General features: G+C 50.0%; 16 protein-coding genes and 2 pseudogenes. 10 read left to right on the top strand and 8 right to left on the bottom strand.

The features are described from left to right. Positions 1 to 91 precede the first annotated feature (91 nt). Positions 92 to 398, bottom strand: a pseudogene (locus E5K03_RS17910) (helix-turn-helix domain-containing protein); the annotation flags it as partial. Here E5K03_RS17910 and E5K03_RS08900 point away from each other — a divergent pair. Further along, positions 397 to 594 (top strand): annotated as a pseudogene (locus E5K03_RS08900) (CopG family ribbon-helix-helix protein); the annotation flags it as partial. The pseudogenes E5K03_RS17910 and E5K03_RS08900 overlap by 2 nt on opposite strands. Before the next feature lie 38 nt (positions 595 to 632). Here E5K03_RS08900 and E5K03_RS08895 read toward each other — a convergent pair. Next, positions 633 to 1,016: a DUF7475 family protein gene (locus tag E5K03_RS08895; protein WP_138006504.1), complete on the bottom strand. Its 384-nt coding sequence runs from the start codon at positions 1,014 to 1,016 to the stop codon at positions 633 to 635. A 524-nt stretch (positions 1,017 to 1,540) separates the two neighbouring features. On the opposite strand from E5K03_RS08895, the gene E5K03_RS08890 reads away from it, so the two are divergent. Beyond that, positions 1,541 to 2,551, top strand: a complete 1,011-nt coding sequence (locus tag E5K03_RS08890) for a tyrosine-type recombinase/integrase (RefSeq protein ID WP_138006503.1) — start codon at positions 1,541 to 1,543, stop codon at positions 2,549 to 2,551. A gap of 102 nt (positions 2,552 to 2,653) precedes the next feature. On the opposite strand, the gene E5K03_RS08885 is transcribed toward E5K03_RS08890, so the two are convergent. Then, positions 2,654 to 3,271: a hypothetical protein gene (locus E5K03_RS08885; RefSeq protein ID WP_138006502.1), complete on the bottom strand. Its 618-nt coding sequence runs from the start codon at positions 3,269 to 3,271 to the stop codon at positions 2,654 to 2,656. A gap of 331 nt (positions 3,272 to 3,602) precedes the next feature. On the opposite strand from E5K03_RS08885, the gene E5K03_RS08880 reads away from it, so the two are divergent. Then, the gene (locus E5K03_RS08880) at positions 3,603 to 4,328 is read left to right on the top strand and encodes an HFX_2341 family transcriptional regulator domain-containing protein (protein WP_138006501.1); all 726 of its coding nucleotides are present in this window, start codon (positions 3,603 to 3,605) and stop codon (positions 4,326 to 4,328) included. 58 nt (positions 4,329 to 4,386) lie between these two features. Here E5K03_RS08880 and E5K03_RS08875 read toward each other — a convergent pair whose 3' ends face one another. Beyond that, positions 4,387 to 5,505: a hypothetical protein gene (locus tag E5K03_RS08875; protein WP_138006500.1), complete on the bottom strand. Its 1,119-nt coding sequence runs from the start codon at positions 5,503 to 5,505 to the stop codon at positions 4,387 to 4,389. A gap of 122 nt (positions 5,506 to 5,627) precedes the next feature. On the opposite strand from E5K03_RS08875, the gene E5K03_RS08870 reads away from it, so the two are divergent. Beyond that, positions 5,628 to 6,386, top strand: coding sequence for a hypothetical protein (locus E5K03_RS08870; RefSeq protein WP_138006499.1), 759 nt, complete (start codon positions 5,628 to 5,630; stop codon positions 6,384 to 6,386). A 67-nt stretch (positions 6,387 to 6,453) separates the two neighbouring features. Here E5K03_RS08870 and E5K03_RS08865 read toward each other — a convergent pair whose 3' ends face one another. Then, positions 6,454 to 7,332, bottom strand: a complete 879-nt coding sequence (locus E5K03_RS08865; RefSeq protein ID WP_138006498.1) for a hypothetical protein — start codon at positions 7,330 to 7,332, stop codon at positions 6,454 to 6,456. 161 nt (positions 7,333 to 7,493) lie between these two features. Here E5K03_RS08865 and E5K03_RS08860 point away from each other — a divergent pair, with 161 nt between their 5' ends. The 4 genes from E5K03_RS08860 to E5K03_RS17995 all read left to right on the top strand — a co-directional run bounded on the left by E5K03_RS08860 (position 7,494) and on the right by E5K03_RS17995 (position 12,232). Next, positions 7,494 to 8,414: a helix-turn-helix domain-containing protein gene (locus E5K03_RS08860; protein ID WP_138006497.1), complete on the top strand. Its 921-nt coding sequence runs from the start codon at positions 7,494 to 7,496 to the stop codon at positions 8,412 to 8,414. Continuing rightward, positions 8,411 to 9,223 carry a nucleotidyltransferase gene (locus E5K03_RS08855; protein ID WP_138006496.1) on the top strand — a complete coding sequence of 271 codons (813 nt, stop codon included), beginning with the start codon at positions 8,411 to 8,413 and terminating at the stop codon, positions 9,221 to 9,223. Before E5K03_RS08860 ends, E5K03_RS08855 begins: the two co-directional genes overlap by 4 nt. Before the next feature lie 479 nt (positions 9,224 to 9,702). Beyond that, the gene (locus E5K03_RS08850) at positions 9,703 to 11,766 is read left to right on the top strand and encodes a pentapeptide repeat-containing protein (protein WP_138006495.1); all 2,064 of its coding nucleotides are present in this window, start codon (positions 9,703 to 9,705) and stop codon (positions 11,764 to 11,766) included. Positions 11,767 to 12,082: 316 nt separating this feature from the next. Further along, entirely contained in the window at positions 12,083 to 12,232 is a 150-nt protein-coding gene (locus E5K03_RS17995; protein ID WP_449267297.1) for a DUF7837 family putative zinc-binding protein, read from the top strand. A gap of 890 nt (positions 12,233 to 13,122) precedes the next feature. On the opposite strand, the gene E5K03_RS08830 is transcribed toward E5K03_RS17995, so the two are convergent. Beyond that, the gene (locus E5K03_RS08830; protein WP_138006492.1) at positions 13,123 to 13,551 is read right to left on the bottom strand and encodes an HD domain-containing protein; all 429 of its coding nucleotides are present in this window, start codon (positions 13,549 to 13,551) and stop codon (positions 13,123 to 13,125) included. A gap of 439 nt (positions 13,552 to 13,990) precedes the next feature. Between E5K03_RS08830 and E5K03_RS08825 the strand changes: the two genes are divergently transcribed. Beyond that, positions 13,991 to 15,019 carry a hypothetical protein gene (locus E5K03_RS08825; protein WP_205742978.1) on the top strand — a complete coding sequence of 343 codons (1,029 nt, stop codon included), beginning with the start codon at positions 13,991 to 13,993 and terminating at the stop codon, positions 15,017 to 15,019. Between the two features lie 633 nt (positions 15,020 to 15,652). Here the strand turns inward: E5K03_RS08825 and E5K03_RS08820 are convergent. Together E5K03_RS08820 and E5K03_RS08815 are read right to left on the bottom strand one after the other, a co-directional pair. Beyond that, on the bottom strand, positions 15,653 to 16,288 hold the full coding sequence (locus E5K03_RS08820; protein ID WP_138006491.1) for an IS6 family transposase: 636 nt from the start codon (positions 16,286 to 16,288) through the stop codon (positions 15,653 to 15,655). Between the two features lie 177 nt (positions 16,289 to 16,465). Further along, positions 16,466 to 17,068: a hypothetical protein gene (locus E5K03_RS08815; protein WP_138006490.1), complete on the bottom strand. Its 603-nt coding sequence runs from the start codon at positions 17,066 to 17,068 to the stop codon at positions 16,466 to 16,468. Between the two features lie 564 nt (positions 17,069 to 17,632). Between E5K03_RS08815 and E5K03_RS08810 the strand changes: the two genes are divergently transcribed. Next, positions 17,633 to 17,824: a hypothetical protein gene (locus tag E5K03_RS08810; protein ID WP_138006489.1), complete on the top strand. Its 192-nt coding sequence runs from the start codon at positions 17,633 to 17,635 to the stop codon at positions 17,822 to 17,824. The last annotated feature ends 310 nt before the right edge of the window (positions 17,825 to 18,134 follow it).

Raw genomic sequence — 18,134 nt, 5'->3', positions numbered from 1 at the left:
TGCGTCCATCTTGGCTAGTGGTAGCCGTCTGTGTCGGTTGAATAGGGATCTGACCATACACAGGGTTTAAATTCACTGTCCGCACGAACAATCACGAGAAACTGCAGAGCGTCGCTGTAATGAGGCGTCGGTGCCCGCGTCGAAGGCGTGAGGAAAGCGATTGCTGGGAGATCCCGAGTTCTTCGGTGATCTCTTCGAGCGACACCTCGCGCGGCGAGTTGAAATATCCGCGCACGTAGGCTCACACCAACGCCTCGCGCTGCGTCTCGGTTAACTTGTAGCCCTCTCCTTGGATCGGCAACATGGCGTGGACGGCGGTAATCGCTATCGAAATATATTTTGTGACAATAATCTCGAAACTTGACCATTGCCTCCGAGTTCTCGCCACGCACCTCAAATCACGAGGTTATCGTGGAACTCCACGGCGTCCAACACGACTATGAGGACGTGATCCTCAATACGAGTCACACGCACCAAGGGGAGTGGTATCTGGAGTCCTTGTTCTGTCAAGGGATCGGTGAACGCGGTCACGAATTAACCTACCGACTTCGTGACTTTGACGGCGTAAGCCAGGTGAAAATTATAGTGATTTGAATAAACTGAGCGCGCGAATTGCTCGTGAATTCGCTCGTTCAGTCCGCTGCCGTTGCCGCGTTTCCGGTTGACTCCGACGGCGTGTTTAGATAGAGATAGATCAACACGAGAATCAAGACGACTTGGACCGCCTTGTCAACGTAGTCGATTATCCCGTATTCTGACTTTGCCACAATCCAGAGGGGGAATTGCACGGCCGTATACGGAATCCCAATGAGGTAGAGCAGGCGACGCCGGTAGTCGAGGAAAAAAAGCACAAGTGCACCGGCGTAGCCAACGCCTGCAAGTGCCACTGGTGCCCGCCCTTCGACGACGCCAGCAAACACGTGAAGAACGCCCGTGATGACGACCAACGCGATTGCAATCCACTGGAGTTGAGTGAGCGAGCCGATCCGACTTGCCGAATTATCTTGTCCAAACACTACAATACTAATTCGTTGGCGTGTTTATATAAAGACTGTTATTATCCAACTGTAGATTCCATCATACGACGATTAATACACTAATTTGCACGCGTGTAGTGAGCGGCTGGATCAGCAGTCTCGGTGTGAAACAAACACAGCTGTAATGCTGACTACATCCTCTACATTCAGCACGCGAATTCTGACAGAAAAGGAAGGTTTCGTGTCAATCAACGATTGATTTTCTTCGCTCCGATCAGTTAGGTTGTACGCGAATTCCCGTGGACACCACTCGCCTCACCAGCTATCGAACGAAAGCAACGGCGTCGCGTTCAACTAGGGGATACCCGGTGCTTTCGGGCGATTACATCTCTCAAAATATGGGCGCTGCAGGCATCGGTTCAGCACCTGAACAAATTACTTTCAACGCGCCTCATTCGCCTTCTGATCGATCCAATCTCAACAGACAACGTGACGGTAGCAGTCGCTCTCTCCGCACGGGCCAGTCGATTGCCGGTGAGGGATTCGCACCCAAACTGGCAACTATGTCACTCGAACCAATCGACCCAGAGACCGCACTCGAACTGTACCTCGCAGACAGAGAAAACGAACTGACCGAAGCCACGCTGTACTCTCACAAATCACGACTCGGCCACTTCGTCCGCTGGTGCGACGACCAAGAAATAGATAATCTCAATAACCTCACCGGCCGCCAACTCCACAAGTACCGCCTATGGCGACGCGAGGAAGGAGACCTTTCGATCGCCTCAGAGAAGACGCAGATGGACACCCTTCGTGTGTTCGTCCGATGGTTAGAGCAGGTGGATGGCGTCGAGCAGGACCTCAGCACGAAGGTTCGCTCACCATCGCTCTCTCCCGAGCAGAACACCCGACACGTGATGCTCGATACGGAACGGGCCAAGAAAGTACTCGCGTATCTCGAAAAGTACGAGTACGCGACTTTCGGACACGTTACCGTCGCTCTTCTGTGGCACACGATGATGCGAGTCGGAGCTGCGCACGCGCTCGATCTGGATGACTACCATCCGGACGAACAATACCTCGAAGTTTGTCACCGTCCTGAAACTGGGACGCCGATCAAGAACAAAGAAGACGGGGAACGCCTAGTTGCCTTGTCTGAGCAGATCTGTGAACTGCTTGATGACTGGATCGAAAACAAGCGACCGGAGGTAACCGACGACAACGGGCGGGAACCACTACTCGCCTCAGTGCAGGGACGCGCTCACCGAACTACGCTTCGAGGCTACTGCTATCGAGTCACCCGACCGTGTGCGTATGGAGAGGAGTGTCCACACGACCGAGACCCCGATGAGTGTGATGCGACGCACCGAGACGCAGCGTTCGAATGTCCATCAAGTGTGAGCCCACATGCGATTCGACGAGGTAGCATCACGCACTCACTCAACAGCGATATGCCCGAAAATGCAACTTCAGATCGAGCAAATGTGAGTAAAATGGTACTCGAACAGCACTACGACCGACGAACGAAGCGTGAAAAGATGGAACAGCGCCGAGAATACTTGGACAACCTCTGAGGGGCACCATCGGAGACTATCTACGCACATAAAGAGCTCATTGAACCATTTTCGGTTGAAGATACTGCGTTTGAGCTTACGACCACAAAGAGAATCGGGGGGTTACCGTTCTACTATCTCAATGGTCCACTCGGTGAGTCGGTAGCGGTAGGCTGCATTCCTGAACACGACTCGACCGTACTCATCGCGTCTCTCAACTTTCTCGTTCTCCTCAATGGCGTCGATTGACGTGTTCAACTTCTCGACCTGGTCCCCCCGCCGAAGAAATGTTCCCACCGATTCTGGACCGAGGTCAAACGCGTCGGCCACTACAGATCGGACTGTAGTCCCGCCACCGTCGGCAACAGCAACATCACCGTCGCTGCTGGTCGGGTCGTCATCTTGGATGTGGTCAATGAGGTGTTCGATGTCAACCTCCGCGACCTCATCGACGCGGCCGTTGACGATTTCATCCAGCCGTTCGCTGATGGCGTAGCCGCTTGGCCCAGGCGGTAGGAACTCTTCAACAATACCAATCTCATCCAGATGGAAGAGCGACGTGCCGATATTGTATTCGAGATCGAGACCCAGATAATCCTCTAGATCGGCCCGTTTTACACCATCGTGTAGTGGCCCGATGGGTTCGTCCAGCATCGCCACAGTGATCTGGATCTGCTCGTCAACGCTTTTTGTACTGTGCTTCTCGTGTCGGATGTATTCTTCAAGTTCGTCTTCGGTCATTCAGCAAGTTGGAATGTCTGACGCGCGTCATCTCTCCCGAAGGAATTAAGTAGTAATTGGCTGAGTGTCTGAATGGACGCAGACGAAACCCAATCAGTCCTTCAGGGGCAGCATCCGCTCGCTGGATCGGGCGGATACCTGCCATACCACTGATCTTGCATTCAACCATGACTTTACAGCATACAGTAAGCTTGTAGGCCGGTGGGTTTAAAATAACAATATTCCTATATATTTCTAGTAGATTCCGACCGGTCTATAAGGTCTGGACCTTTCTAGCGATTGTGACATGCAGTAGCAAACCTCTTTAGACACCGTATGGTATCGAATTGTAATGACACTGAGCGGACCAGAAGATGTTCATATTGCCCCACAAGGTTATGAGACGGAGCGGGTGTCTAAACCGGCGATTGAACATGATGCGGATCGGGTTGTGCTGCTTGTCCATGACGAAGACACTGAAAAAGGAATCGATTGTTTGGACACAGCCACTGGGTTATTAGAGGCAGAAAAGATCCCTGTGGAAGAAAAAACCTGTGACTTTTTTGATCTCAACCGAACGCTGTGGACATTCGCTGAAACGGTCCAAACATATTCTGAAGAGAACCTGTTTGTGAATCTCTCAACAGGCAGCAAAATCACTGCTATTGGCGGTATGATTGCGTGCATGGCGACCGGAGCTACGCCATACTATGTGATGGCGGAAGGATATCATGGTGAAACGATTGCTGAGGGAGCAGGAGAGGCTGTGTCACTGAACGCGTATCCGATTGGCTTGCCCGATGAGCAGTATCTTGAGGTGCTACGGTATCTTGAGGACCAAGGCCAGATTGCGAAGGGGCAGGTGGTGGAGTTTGTGCAGGAAGAGGAGTTCCCGCTTCTGTCCAAGTATGATCGGCAGGAACTCAAAAATCTATACGGACCAGTAAACAAGGAAATCCTCGAACCTTTGAAAAATCGCGGCTTTATCAAAGAACAACGTCGCGGGCAGGAGAAGCAGGTCTGGATCACGGAGGAAGGGGAACAGATGCTGGAACTGTTCAGCTATCTACTGGACTGATCAGATTGTAGGAAAGATACCGACAGTAGATCAACACGTAATGATTACTTGTACAAGATTAGAAGAGATCGATAGCAGTCTGAGTGAGGCGGTATCGATATGCAGGGGAGACAAAGAGGATTTTTCCGTAGTCCTCCGACTTCGTCACTTCTTCTGATGACTCAATCGCCTCGACAGCTGCGTTGAGGCGGTCTACGGGGTTTCCGGAGCGAAGGAATTTGGTGACTTCTTCTGGGTTTCTATCAAATTCTGACGCAAGGATGCTCCTAATCGTCCTGCCAGCACCGTCAGCAAGAGCAACAGATGGTGAGGTTACGTGGGTACCCTGCTCAGACCACTCTGCGGCATCCTCTTCTAATTGGACTGTCTGAAGTTCATCGTCAATGTGTTCAATAAGCGCCTCAAGGTTCTCCTCTGCTTCTTCTCCTACTCGACCATTCACAATCTCGTCTACTCGTTCGCTTATTGCAAAGACATCGGGACCAGCCGGCTCTGTCTCTTCTAAGATCTCGATTTCTACTAAATGTAGCAAGATGGTCCGAAGTTGGTACTGAATATCTACATCTAACTGCTCAGCTACTTCCGTACGTTTGAGGCCTTCATGATCCGGACCGACATCGTTTCTGTAGAAGGCTTTTGCAACAGTAATCTGATCCTCAAGACTGTGCGTATGGTCCTTCCTCTCCTGAATATAGGAGACAAGTCGGTCGAAATCTACCGACTCACCCTCGTTGCCGATTTGAAGTGCCTCCTCTACTGCTTCAGGGAGTTCTGGACGAGGCGCGTCCCGGTGCCGCTCTGCCTTTTCTGAGAGGCGGGTATTGTCATACAATGCCCTTGCAACGGGGAGTCCTCGGAGGTAGTTGTACTCGTAGAGGACTTCAATCCCGTATTCCGTAAGTCCATAAAACTGGGACGGCAGGTCACGCGAATCCTCATTAGGAGGGTATTCGTATAGATTGAGTATGTCTTCTTCCTGAAGACGCTGGAGCTGATCGCCGATAGCGGCTTTGTTCTTTGGAATAAGGTATGCCAGCTCGTCGAGTGAAAGGAGGTGCTTGGGGTGAGCCAGAACGTACTGCAGAATGAGGTGGCGGGTTTCCTGGGAGAGCAATTGGTAAATCTCCCGCTGTTCCTCGAAGGGGCCGCCTTTGTTCCTCTCTGTTGCGTTGCTCATCTGGACTCATGTAGGGCTTGGCTGGAGAAGCGGTTAATACTTTGGGTGAACTGATATGGTTTAGATTAAGAAAACCAGATTGGTCGAAACGGCTTTATTGGTAGGTCAGTTAAACCTGCATGATGGCATCCCCCGGGCCTCCACCGAACGCAGCCGACATTAAAGAACACGTAGATCAAGCTCTACACGGACTCGAACTCGATCCACACGAGACATCCGAAATATTGAATTTCGCAAACGAAGAGGTTCCACACCTTCAGACGCCTGAAACCTCATACTTTATTCTTGGCAGTTTCCGATCACCGTACGAACGCCGCCTCCGTATTGTGGAGAATGAACTAAACAAACGAGTCAGCACATACGCGTTTGTCCTTGGAGATTTACGAGACATCGAGATTCCTCGACTCCCGACCTTTCGCATCAGATTTTACATCATAGCCCCGTACGCTGATACGATTGCAGCGGTCCACGAGCAAGATGCTGGCGGAGAAGTGACTGAGCTTGGGAAAATCAGCGAGACACCGTTTTTCGAGCATTCGTATGTGCTGCCGCGCGACTACGCTTGGATGACTGATCGGAACCTAGAAACCAAAGAGGATGTGTTCGCTGCCGCTGTTCGAATCGCCCTGAATCCAGATACTGAAGAGGAGACTATCGAACAGGAATTGGAGGCACTCGTTGAGAATGCCAACTCAAATGGAATCGAGATCTCAATTGATGAGCTTAACGATCGAATCGAAGAGCGGGAAGAGGAAGGTCCAGACCTCACGTCGTATAGTTGGGTTCACTTGAACGAATTCCGGCTTTTTGAGCTTCATGATCGATGTATTCCATGGGCTGATCCAGATGATCTACGTACCGCTGTGGAGAAGATACCGTGACAACGGACACCTGATAAGATGAAATAGATGCGCATTATTGCTTCGCCAGTCTGACCATCACACTGTGTCAAACCGCGAGGGAGAGTCGGTCATCAATCCAGGTGAACCGTTCGCGGAGATCCAGCACCAATGACAGAAAGCCGGGGAACATGAACCCGGAGACGAATCCGATGAAATGGCCATACACGTTGACATTTGGGCCGGTATTAGCGTGGATGCTGTATGACACGTAGGTGAACACAAGAATCGTGGTGAAAACGAGAAGCAGGTTCGCATTAGAGGACACGAGCGGTTTCCAATCGCCACGAGTATCCCACCAGACCAACCCGAGCCCGAGCGTGCCAAGCATACTGAGAGCGATCACGGAAGTCGAGACGCCATACCAAGAAAAGAAGATAACTGCCAGTTCGAGAGCGACGAGAGCCAAGGCATGATGAAGACGGATATTCGAGCTGACTGCTCGCTGGAAGAATGCAAACAGTAGGATAGGGAGTAGCCCGAGGAAAGCAGCAACAACACCGGAGAACCCCACGGTCGTCTCAACTCCAGTCCCCTGTAGCGTCCACACGGAGTAGTAGGAGACGATGAAGGGGACAACAGCGATAAAAAAGAAACTCGTCACGTACAGCTCTCGCTTCCAATCTGCGAAGACTGCCAGAGGAAGAAGGACAGCCATCAGGAAGACGTACGAAAGAAGATTGTTACCGAGATGGATCAATCCACCGTGAACGAAATTCGTCAGGTATGCTTCTATAAGCGAGGGGGTGCCGAGATGCAACGTCCACGCCTCTTTGACGGGTTGAGGGAGTGCAGCAACAATTAGGAGAAGAACTGGAACAACAACGAATACAGCGATTCGCTCTCGACAAGAGGTCCGGCTTTTGGTACGATACCATACTTCGCCGAGTGGTCCGTCAGTCAATTCTTCTCGAAACTGCTTGAGCATACGAAAATATTGCTGTAAGATCATAAAAATCCGATCATCACACAAGTATTCCAGACCCATTTTGACCAGTTGGGGTCGATAAGCGTCTCTCAGCTCAGATCGCTCAATAGAATTGCGAAAACACGAACTTATTTATATACAGTTCGTATTATCGCAATACTGTGTACAGCGAGGCCGAACTTCGTGCGCTGGCGACAATAGAGGATGAGCCAACAGTCAGCGATCTTGCTGACAATCTTGAGCGGAGCCTCAGCTACACCTCCGAACTCGTCACGCGGATGGAGTCGAAAGGCCTCATCCACACCTCCTCGAAAGGAAAAACGAAGCGCATTCAGCGGTCAGACGCACACGCTATCGAACTGTACGACCGATTCGTCCACCGTTACACCCATATCCCGTTTCCCGAACTCCTGTCCGGGGCAACACTCAAAATTCTGTACAACCTTGACTCCCCAGCGTCTGCGACAGAACTTGCCGAACAAGCCGATGTTCACCTCAGTACTGTCCATCGATCCCTCTCTCCACTCGAAAACCGGGGTATTGTCTACAAGATCAATGGAGAGTATGCTCTCAACGGCGAGTTCGAAGACCTTTCAGTTCTCGCTCAGTCGTTCTCTCATCTCCGAAACCGGGAGCGTGTGGACGACCAGGTCACGTCCTACACTATCCTCTGGGAGTCGCTTGATGAAGTACTCGTTCAAACCGACGAAGAAATCGACGACAAACGGTTTCACCTAACGGGACCGGAGCGATTCCAGGATTACGGATTACCACTCTTGGCACGGCAACGTCGCTACTACCTCTACTCGGAGTCAGCCAGTGAAATATCGCCGGTTGAATTGTGCTGCCACATGCTGGTAATCGACGACGGAACCCGTTCGCAGTCCTATTGCCTCCTCCTTCTTCACGAGGTAAGCTTCGACCGTGAAACCCTACTCACGACCGCGGAACGATACGACGTAAAGGAAATCGTCAAAAACTTGCTCGCGTACCTCGATAGTGAGGGTGAAGAACGATCTGGGAGTCTGCCGCGCTGGACCGAGTTCCGTGATCTTGCCGACGAGTACGGGGTGACCGTATGAGAGACCGATTCGACAGCGACTACATCGAGTCAGAGCTGAAGCGTATTGGGGCCGAACTCGAAACTTCGGTAACCGCGTACCTTATCGGTGGTGGAGCGATGTCATTCCGCGGACTCAAGGATACTACCAAGGACATCGATCTCGTCGTTACCGATGGCGAGGATCTTCAAGCGTTGCAAGGGGTGTTAACAGCAAATGGGTACGACGTCGTCCGAGAGCCGAATGCGGAGTATGATGACCTAGGCGCGACACGGATTCTCGAAAATGAGGACGGATGTCGAATCGACATCTTCAACCGCCGTGTCGTGGATAAACTTGTTCTCTCGGAGGGGATGCGTGAGCGAAGCCAGACCTATCTCAACGTCGGTGGTCTGTCGATCGCTCTCGTGAGCACTGAAGACATCTTCCTGTTCAAGGCGGTTGCCGGACGAACCGACGACGTTGAGGATATGTTCGTCCTGATTCAAACTGGCCTGGACTTCGATGTCGTCGAGGTAGAACTGGGGCGACAAATCGAGCTACTTGAGCAAGAATTGTTCGTCACATACGTGAACGAGGCTCTTACGGAACTGGAAGAGCGACACAACATCTCGACGCCCCTCTCGGATATCGTCGGGGAGATCACCGAGCGAGTGTATCGAGAACTGATGGTGCTTCAATCGTTTGACGACTCCCTTTCGAAAGTCGAGTTACGGAATCGAGTTGACCTTCCCACTTCGGAACTGGAGGAAGCACTTCAGAGTCTCGAATCGAAAGGAGTGATCCACATAAAGAAAGAAAGTATTATAAAGAACTCGACACCGCTTTAGCTACAGTACATGCGGATCCCGTGGTTACGGTACAGGTATTAGAGTTGATATCTGTCTAACATTGAGACATAGCGGCAATTATTCTTTTCGGGGATTCGGTAAGTCGGTTCTCCACACTATATATCGGTCAAGAAGTTCTTTAGCAAAATACTACGTTCACACTGTTTATTCAGCACGGTTGCTAGAATCGATCATTTGTCGAGGCTTTCAACAGAGCCGTTCGATGCGAGACGATTGCGGAACGTCAACGAAATCACGCCGTACGATCTCGGTGTGGGGCATCGTGTTCGAAAAGCCTGTGACACACGTAGCACATTCGTACGTTGTGGGCCGATTCATACTGAGTACTTCTCGATCGCATTTTTTGCGTGTTTGGTCGCCAGTGGACCGCCACCGTGACACGATCGGTGCAATTTCAGGCGAGAGTGCTTCACTGATCGATGATTGTTTTTATATTGTAACATGAATAACACGATATCATGACTGAATCATCCCGTCAGTGTACATACCGTTATGATCCGCCGGAATCTTCGTGGCCAGACAATCCCGTGGAACTCCATCGCCCTGATTACGAGCAGTGTCCGCACGAAGCGATTGATCCTGATGAAGAGCGATGCTTGTTTCATGCAGGTAACACAGAGTATCCAAATGAGCGATTTACTGAACAATTCCTGCAGACTCTCGCAGACGAAGCTGTCTCACCTACGTTCGCTGGTGGTAGGCTAGAAACGCTGAATCTCGAAGGAAAGACAGTCAAGACAGCAGGTGGCGAGGTAATTGACCTTCGCGGGGTACTGATCAATGGTGATCTCAACCTAACGAACGCAACCATCGAAGTGCCGATTTTGCTTGACGGCGCGGCAGTAACTGGCTCAATCTACGCTGAGGGAACAGATTTCAATGCACCTGTAAGTCTTACCAAGTGTGATATCCGTGGGCGAATCTACTGGTATGGAGCGACCGTCGAAGGTGGAATAATTGGGACCGATTTGAACGCGGGCTATGTCGATGCGCGTGGTATTACTGTCGATGGACCACTCCTGCTAGACGGAGCCTCGTTTGCGTCGAATCTTGTCTTGGCGCGAGCAACAGTCAGAGGCGATATGACTCTCGAAGGAGCGACGTTTGATTGGAGTTTAGATGCGACAAGTCTCTCCGTAGCGGGTGATTTGATTGCGAACGACGCTGAAATTGATGCTGAGTTTGACTGTATCGCTGCAACTGTTGACGGTGCTGTTGAGCTACGGAAAATCAACGTAGGAGGAGATACTGATTGGGGTCACGCTAAAATTAACGAGGATCTCACCGCAGTGGATGCCCATTTTGAATCGGAAGCAAGCTTCGAAGATGTAACTGTGGACGGGACCACAATCAATTTTGATGGCGCACAATTCGATTCGATAGCAGATTTTGGGACGCTAACAGTCCCGGATGGTCGAATATCTTTCACAGAGGTAACGTTCGATGACGAGGTGTGGTTCACACACGCAACAATTGCCAAGCGGGCAGATTTCGGGCGTGCAACTTTCAATGGGGTGTCTCATCTTCGAGATGCAGCGTTCGAAGGTGACCTGGTGCTTCGAAAGGTCGTAGCGACTGGCCAGTTCTTTTTGCATGGTTCAACCATCGGCGGAGATTGTGACTGTACAGATGCCTCATTCAAGCATTTCCAATTCTCGGCTACCGTTCGCCAGAAGGCTGACTTCAGCCGGGCTGAATTCACAGAAAAGGCACTTTTTAGATCAAGTACCTTCGGTAACCGAGTTTGGTTCGATGAGGCGACGTTTGCTGGCCATCCGGACTTCAGCGATGCACGATTTACCGGACAGACCACGTTCGAAAAAACGGAATTTCTGGTTGAACCGACGCTCGATGAGACCCGATTCGCCATCGATCCCGATTTGACGGCTGCTGAGTTCCTGCTTGCAGATGAAATTGATCTTGCCGATCGCCGTGAACAGATGATTTTGGCTCATCCTGAATCACTCAAACATCAAGGCGACACGCTTGCTATCAGCCAAGTAACCGGTGAGTTCTCGATTCCAGCCAAGGTAACTCACCTCGTAGAAGACGATTTTGTTCTAACAAAAAGTATCGCTAAGTTACTCTCTGATTTTGAACCACGGGAGTGGCACGCCATGTTCGAAGAGCCACTGCGAACGGCCCGGACTGCGGTTGCTAAACTGCCGACACAGACCAGTGCGACGCTAGTTTTTGGACTCAAAATAAACAGTGAGGCACCGCCGACAACCGACCGGATCGAAGAGGCAATGATTGCGGGAGTTTACTGCCGCGATGGCGACGAGATCGTGTTCGGCCATCTTGATCCGGAATTTGTCGAGATGGATTATCTCATGCCAATATCGGCTTCAGACGATGCGTTTGAATCGGGCGCTGCTGTGGCCACTGCAGCGGAGGCACAGAAAGCTGCCGTCCGGAACGAGATGTTCCGAGCTGCTATGCTCGGCAAGCAAAAAGAAGAACAGAAATCAGTCAACGGACTGTTGGTGCCAGTACTGGTTGGTGCTGGTGATCTCAGCTAACTTCTGTACCGTAGTGCTCAATTCTCGTTCAGCCGTACTTTTTAGGTGCATACTGTTAATGCTGGCAACACAACCAGCTCCCCTGTGCACCAGAATCGATCGCGGTCGATCTTAGATTCGAAAAGTGACCCCACATACGACTGATGTTGTGGGTTTTCTCCGTGATCTTCTGTACTCAGCCGTCTATCGGTGACAAAGCGAAGCCAGTTCGATTTCACTTTCACTACGGTTGGCTGGCGCTTTTCACTCCAGAACACAAACGAATACATGGAACTTGGACAATGTCACACGCTCCAAGTTCCTTCCCACAACACTCATGTCGCATGCAGCATCCACGATCGGAACATGCCCATTCTGCAGCGCTGCGGTCCCCGACACTGCAGTACTCATCGAATACGAGGTAAATGGTGAAAAGAGACTCTTTGCAGAATGCTCCCAGTGCGGTGACCCGGTTAGGCCACAGTAGTTACGTCGGACTCGCGTTGGTACTCGGTTTTGATCGGACAATTTGTATGTGCAGCCTTGACATTCTCCAGACAACTGAAGTCGTGGGATTTCTCCTCAATGTTCTGTAATTAGCTCAGCTACGCGCTCACCGATAGCGATTGCAGGAGCGTTGGTATTTCCACTGGTAATTTTTTGCATGATCGATGTGTCGCCGACCCGAAGATATCTTCGAAATTGACAACAGCGCGCTTGATACAGAAGAGTTAGCATAATCACTCTGTTGAAACGGTTTACTCTGTGTAGAGGATGATCATTAACTGTTGTATCTGGCAACAGACAGTTGCCGAGACAGATCAAATTGAAATTTCTATCTCGGCGATCTCGAAGCGATTTTGTATCCAAACTGTGGCCGGGGAGACAAAGAAAAGCTCCCGATCGACCGCTGTCGAGATCTGTTTCTCATGCACCTCTCTCTGAGTTATACCGTGTTAGAAGATAAAAAGGAGGTGCAGGTCCTAGAGATTGTTCCGGTCGACGAAGCTCACAAATCATACGGCCTCTGGGCGACTCACCCTCAAAGGTCGATCGTATCAATCCACGCTGGGAGGCACGCCACGGCCGGCTGAAAGCGGCTTACGACGCCCGCCACATTTTTTTGAACACGAACACCCCGATCGCCGCTAACACGACAGTCGAGCACATCGGTTTGATCTCGGTGCGAACACTAAGATATTGATAGAGAAGGTATACAAGATCCGCACTAGCGCCGATGAGTATGGGTTTACACATCGACAACGGGGGGTGAGGGTCACTTGTTTTTCCCCTCGGTTCAGGGTTCGTTAAGTCGCATCATTGCCTCTTGAGGAGCCCGGGAGTTTGTGAACGGTCCACAGCCAATATCGATCGGTATCAGTTCTCAGGAGATTCGAGTCGTTGGAGCCCTCGATGGTACTTTATTTGACGACGTGCGGTCTCTTCGGTAACCTCCGGAAGCCTCGTAAGGTCCATGTTGTCTTTAATATCTGCCCGTTTGACTCGGCGAGCAATCTTATTCTGCGCACATCGTGGAATGAACTCCGCAAGATACGCCTCATCGTCACGTTTCGTTAGTGCATCGACAGCGTCTCGCACATCCGATCCGAACTCAGTGCGGATGTCATCGAGTTCGTACTCAGCGTCCTCGATAACATCATGAAGAACCGCAACGACTCGCTCGGTTTCGGAATCCATCTGTTCCATCACTCGAAGTGGATGTCGGATATATGTCGCTCCTCCCTTGTCAGTGTCACCAGTGTGCGCAGTCAACGCAATGTCAATTGCACGCTCTAAGTCGTTCATACTGGAATATAATACTAAACCAACATAACTGATATTGTTGATCTGCTGTGGTTCCATCGACTACTATTTGTCTCGTGTCCGAGTCAGATACGCTTGGATTTGACAAGGCGTGTGCTTAGTCCGTGTATTCCCGGTGCCATAGGCGTACCATTTGTAACCAAATGCGCGCCATCATGTCTCACGAAGGCACCGATCTTTGTACTATTTCGTGGTGGTGATATTCGTCAGATAGGGTGTTTTTCGAATAGAATTCAAACATCGATTATAATGAAAAAAGTAGTCGGATTTCGTGCTAACAGAATAGATCCTGTGTTGGACATATTATTTGCACAGAATTTTGTAGACGCTTAGTTAGTGTGGCGAGTGTAGCGTATGACCAGTAAGGGTGCAGCATACCACCTGAGGTATTAATACAGCTAAATATCAATATCACGGTGATATGAGCCTTGATTCCGCAGTTGAGCGATTGCGGGCCGCAGAGATCAAAATGAGTGAAGATCCACCGGCCGCTATTGAGCACAAAGATTCAGCCCTTGCCGATTATCGATCTCTCTTTCAACCAGAGGAGATTGAGGTCCTCACCGAACAAGAATTCAAACAGTTCCTACTATATGAGAACAACCGTCACTGGACCGGGCTACATCGGAAGGGCTCTATGATGACGGAAGATATGGAACAACTCAGAGAAGGTTTAGAAATCCTCGTAGACAAGGAACGGGATCTTGGGTCACGTGTTCAGACAACCAAGGATATGGTCGATGGGATGGGGAAAGCGACGATCTCTGCGATTCTTGTAACTGCGTATCCTGAGGATTATGGAGTATGGAACAACCGATCCGAAGAGGCTCTCAAACAGTTAGATCTCTGGCCAGATTTCGAGTACGGAAGTGATTTTGGCCAGCGGTATGGACGCGTGCATGAGGTCCTACAGGATCTCAGCACCGAATTGGATCTTGATTACTGGGATCTAGACGCGTTACTTGGATATCTCGTCCAAAGTGAGGAAACTGATGATGATGAGACAATGGAGGACGTAGGAGGAACCGGAGAGTTCGTCAAAGAGCGGCATTTACAGCAATATCTCGTAAACCATTGGGATCGAATGGGACTCTCAGAGCAGTGGGAAATATATTCTGACGCGGATGACCCGCAGGCAGGGGTCGAATTCTCAACTGGCATTGGTCGACCAGATATACTGCTAACGCACACGTCGGATGCGCGTGTCTGTGTTCTTGAATTAAAACGGAGCGGAACTAGCGATCGGGCAGTCGGCCAACTTCTTCGCTACGTCGGCTGGGTTCGTGCCCACCTCGAAGATTTAGAAGGCGTAAGCACTGATGCCGAGGTCGAAGGACGACTCATTGTGAGTGAGTCATCTGAAAAACTTGAATATGCGATGTCTGCGGTTCAGGAATTAACGCTATATCATTACGAGATGGAAGTCACATTAAATCAATCGAGCTACTGACGTGTTAACTCCATCTCAACATACCTCAGCACCCAGCACGCATTCTAACACCGGTATTCGAAGTCTTCGTCTGGCAACGATGGAATCGCCGGTTAGACATCTTCAAGATACTGTTTCGTAACTCGGGCAAAATTAAAAATTGCGTTGTATCGTACCTTCTCATCGTCGTTATTTACTTGATCAATCACTTAGGAACGTTTGATTGAGCTTTTGTTGAGGATTCAACGACCGGACTGGTGAGTACCCCGGCACCGTTCGCCCGGGGCAAATGATTCTTAGCGTCCAGAAGTTCGGTCGCTGTCGGAATCGCTTTCTCGACTCTTTGGGGTAACTACTTCTCACGCTCTATGTATGTCTCGCCGATGCGTGCCGTTCTAATCAGCAGCTGTCTTAACCAACACATACTCTAATTTCTGCCCGGGTCTGTTGGCTAACCCGCCGGCGATACGCTCCTAATGAAGTCGTCGATCACTCTCAAGACGGATGTTCAATAGGTTCGACAACGTGGTTTGGCATATTCAGTTGGGCGGGCCTATTATACGAAATCAGCGAAGCCATCCTCACAGCATAGTTCAATCCAAGAACCGCATTGAACCTGTGCAAAAAATCATTATTCGAAAACGAAGGTAGTGTTCAGATAAGCTGATTCCATGCGAAACTGAATGATCTGATCCAATCGTCGGCGGTTTCTGCTTCGGCGTTGCTGAAACAGTTTGAGAAACAGATAGTTCTACGTTTTATCTCTCTAAAGATACGTTCAACGCTGTTCCGATTTCCGTGTTTTTCGTATCTGAAATCGAAGCCGTTGCGTTGACACGCATCTTGTAACGAGTGCGATCCATCGACGAGAAACACGGCGTCAGAGACGTCGTGTTTCTCGGAGAGTTCCGTCAGAAACGAATGAGCGAGAACCTTTGTTGTCGTCGGTTCAAGCTTTGTATGGAGCAATTCGTTTGTCTCAGTATCGACGGCGGCATACAGCCAATATTGCTCATCGTTGAGTCGGATCACAGTCTCGTCAACCGCAATGTGATCCGGAGACCGACCCGATTCGGGCTGTAGATCGGCCTTATGAACCCAATTATGGACGATTGATCGAGCACGTTTGACACCGAATATTTCAAGAATAGAAACGGTATTCGAAAGTGATAGACCAGCAAGATGGAGCTGAATACCGAGCTTTATCAGCAATCTCGGTGTCGCTTCTCGTTCCACAAAACCTAATTCGATCTGGTCGATAGTACCGCTGAGGCGTGTGTTTTCGGGCATGAATCACTCAGAAAACACACCGCCTCACTCTTCATACTTATCTGAACACCGCCAAAACGAAAGGATACTTTCTAACCCATTTTGAACTCCGTGCACTGGGCAGACGCACTGTTGATCTAATATTATACTGATGATCAGACCGATCATAGTGCGTGAAGAGTTCTATGACACGCTCTACTATAGTACCGAATCAAAGTCACCGTCTCGCTGAAATACATATGCTGGTGATCGCCAGAAATTTTCATCTACAGGCTCGTTGTCGCTTACTTTGTTTAATTGGGTCATCGAAAATGGCTCATCGAGTTTCTTCCCATTCTTCACAATATAGGTGGTAGTGTCAAGCTCGTCGTTGTACTCGCTGTAGGTATCGGCCTTACTAATGTGGTCACGAAACTTTTTCGCTGCTGTAGAATCTGGATCTGGGTTGATGATTATATCTGTAATCACACCGATGTGAGTGACAGTGTCGCCGCTCCGATAATAAATTGGAAGCCGCCCGTGGGCGTCGACAGCTGATTCTGCGGATTTTAGTTTTTTACCTGAGCGATGGGTAATTGCATCGGACTCAACAAGTTCGTCAAGACGATCTGAGAAGTTTTTTGACAGGATCGCCACGTTGGAATGTTGGCGAACCTTTCTTTGAAGTCCCGTCCGACGTGGCTTTTTTGAGCCCGTATTGGACTTTGATTTCTTCCGTTCTTTCGCAGCAGGGAGATGCTGCATCATGTTTTCTATTGAAGAATCTTCTTTGTCTTCTTGAGGCGTATCAGAACCATCCATCTCTTTGTTTTACCAATTCAACAACTAATAATAATTGTTTGGAAGGTTAGCAATTCAATACGTACCGATTACGGGTTCCTTTGCACAGTAATGGAACACCCGAAGATACCACACCGGAGAATAGCACCAACCTGACGACACCGACCAAAGGCACTGTCGAAGTGTATTACATCAACGTCGGCCAATCAGTCAGTACGCTCAGTATCGAACCAGATAGAGAGACAATAGGCTATGTTAAAATCCATAAGTATTGATAGGATTGGCGTGCGAGATACAGAGGATAGATTCAGCAATCGATTGGTCGCGTCGCAAAGTCCTCTAGAGTTTGCCGCTGAGCGTCTCGACAGCACTTCGTACAACTGAAAATACTGCGTTAGAATGGCGTGCACCAAGTGTACGTGATTTGAGAGCGTTAGAAATAGCAGCCCGAGTAGTCTACGCAACCACCACTCGAAACTCTAGACCTCTTTGCGACGCGACCAAAAAGTTGTTACAGTGACTTTTTGAGTGATAGATATGAGTCTACTCAAAGAACTCGTAGCAGGCCTAAAAGGGTGGGCTATTATGGAGCTGAGTGGGTGGCTGGTCGTGCTCATTGCGGCGGTCGTTTTTGTCGTGACCCTGATCGCTGGCAGTGCGTTGTTCGGTGACGCGGCCGGATTGGCTATTGGAATCAGCTCCGCACTGCTCGTCGCGTTTGTTGTTGGACCACGTCTTCGAAACCGGTTCGGGGTTGATCAGAACGGAAGCGAGTAGTGCCGAGCCGCCCCCCGCGAGGCCCGCCCCGACATCTCGCCGGGACACCCCTAGATAGTCGGTCATATTCCAATCAACGGATATTTTCCGTGACTCGGTGATAAAGACTGGGACAGACTGGCTCAGCTGTCGATAAGATTGTATTCGTCGTGTTGAGCATCCAAATCCCGTGACCGTCACGCACGAAATTGTCGATTGTTGGTCGTGACCGACTTGCGCTCTGTATTCACCTATGGAAATTCTGCTGGCTCAACCAACCACCGCTAACGATAAAGTTGTTTGGACGGTTTTGCATCTCTCGTTCTTCAAC

The organism is Halalkalirubrum salinum (assembly GCF_005543295.1).
Classification (GTDB): domain Archaea; phylum Halobacteriota; class Halobacteria; order Halobacteriales; family Haloferacaceae; genus Halalkalirubrum; species Halalkalirubrum salinum.
This window is presented reverse-complemented; position numbering and strand designations above follow the sequence as displayed.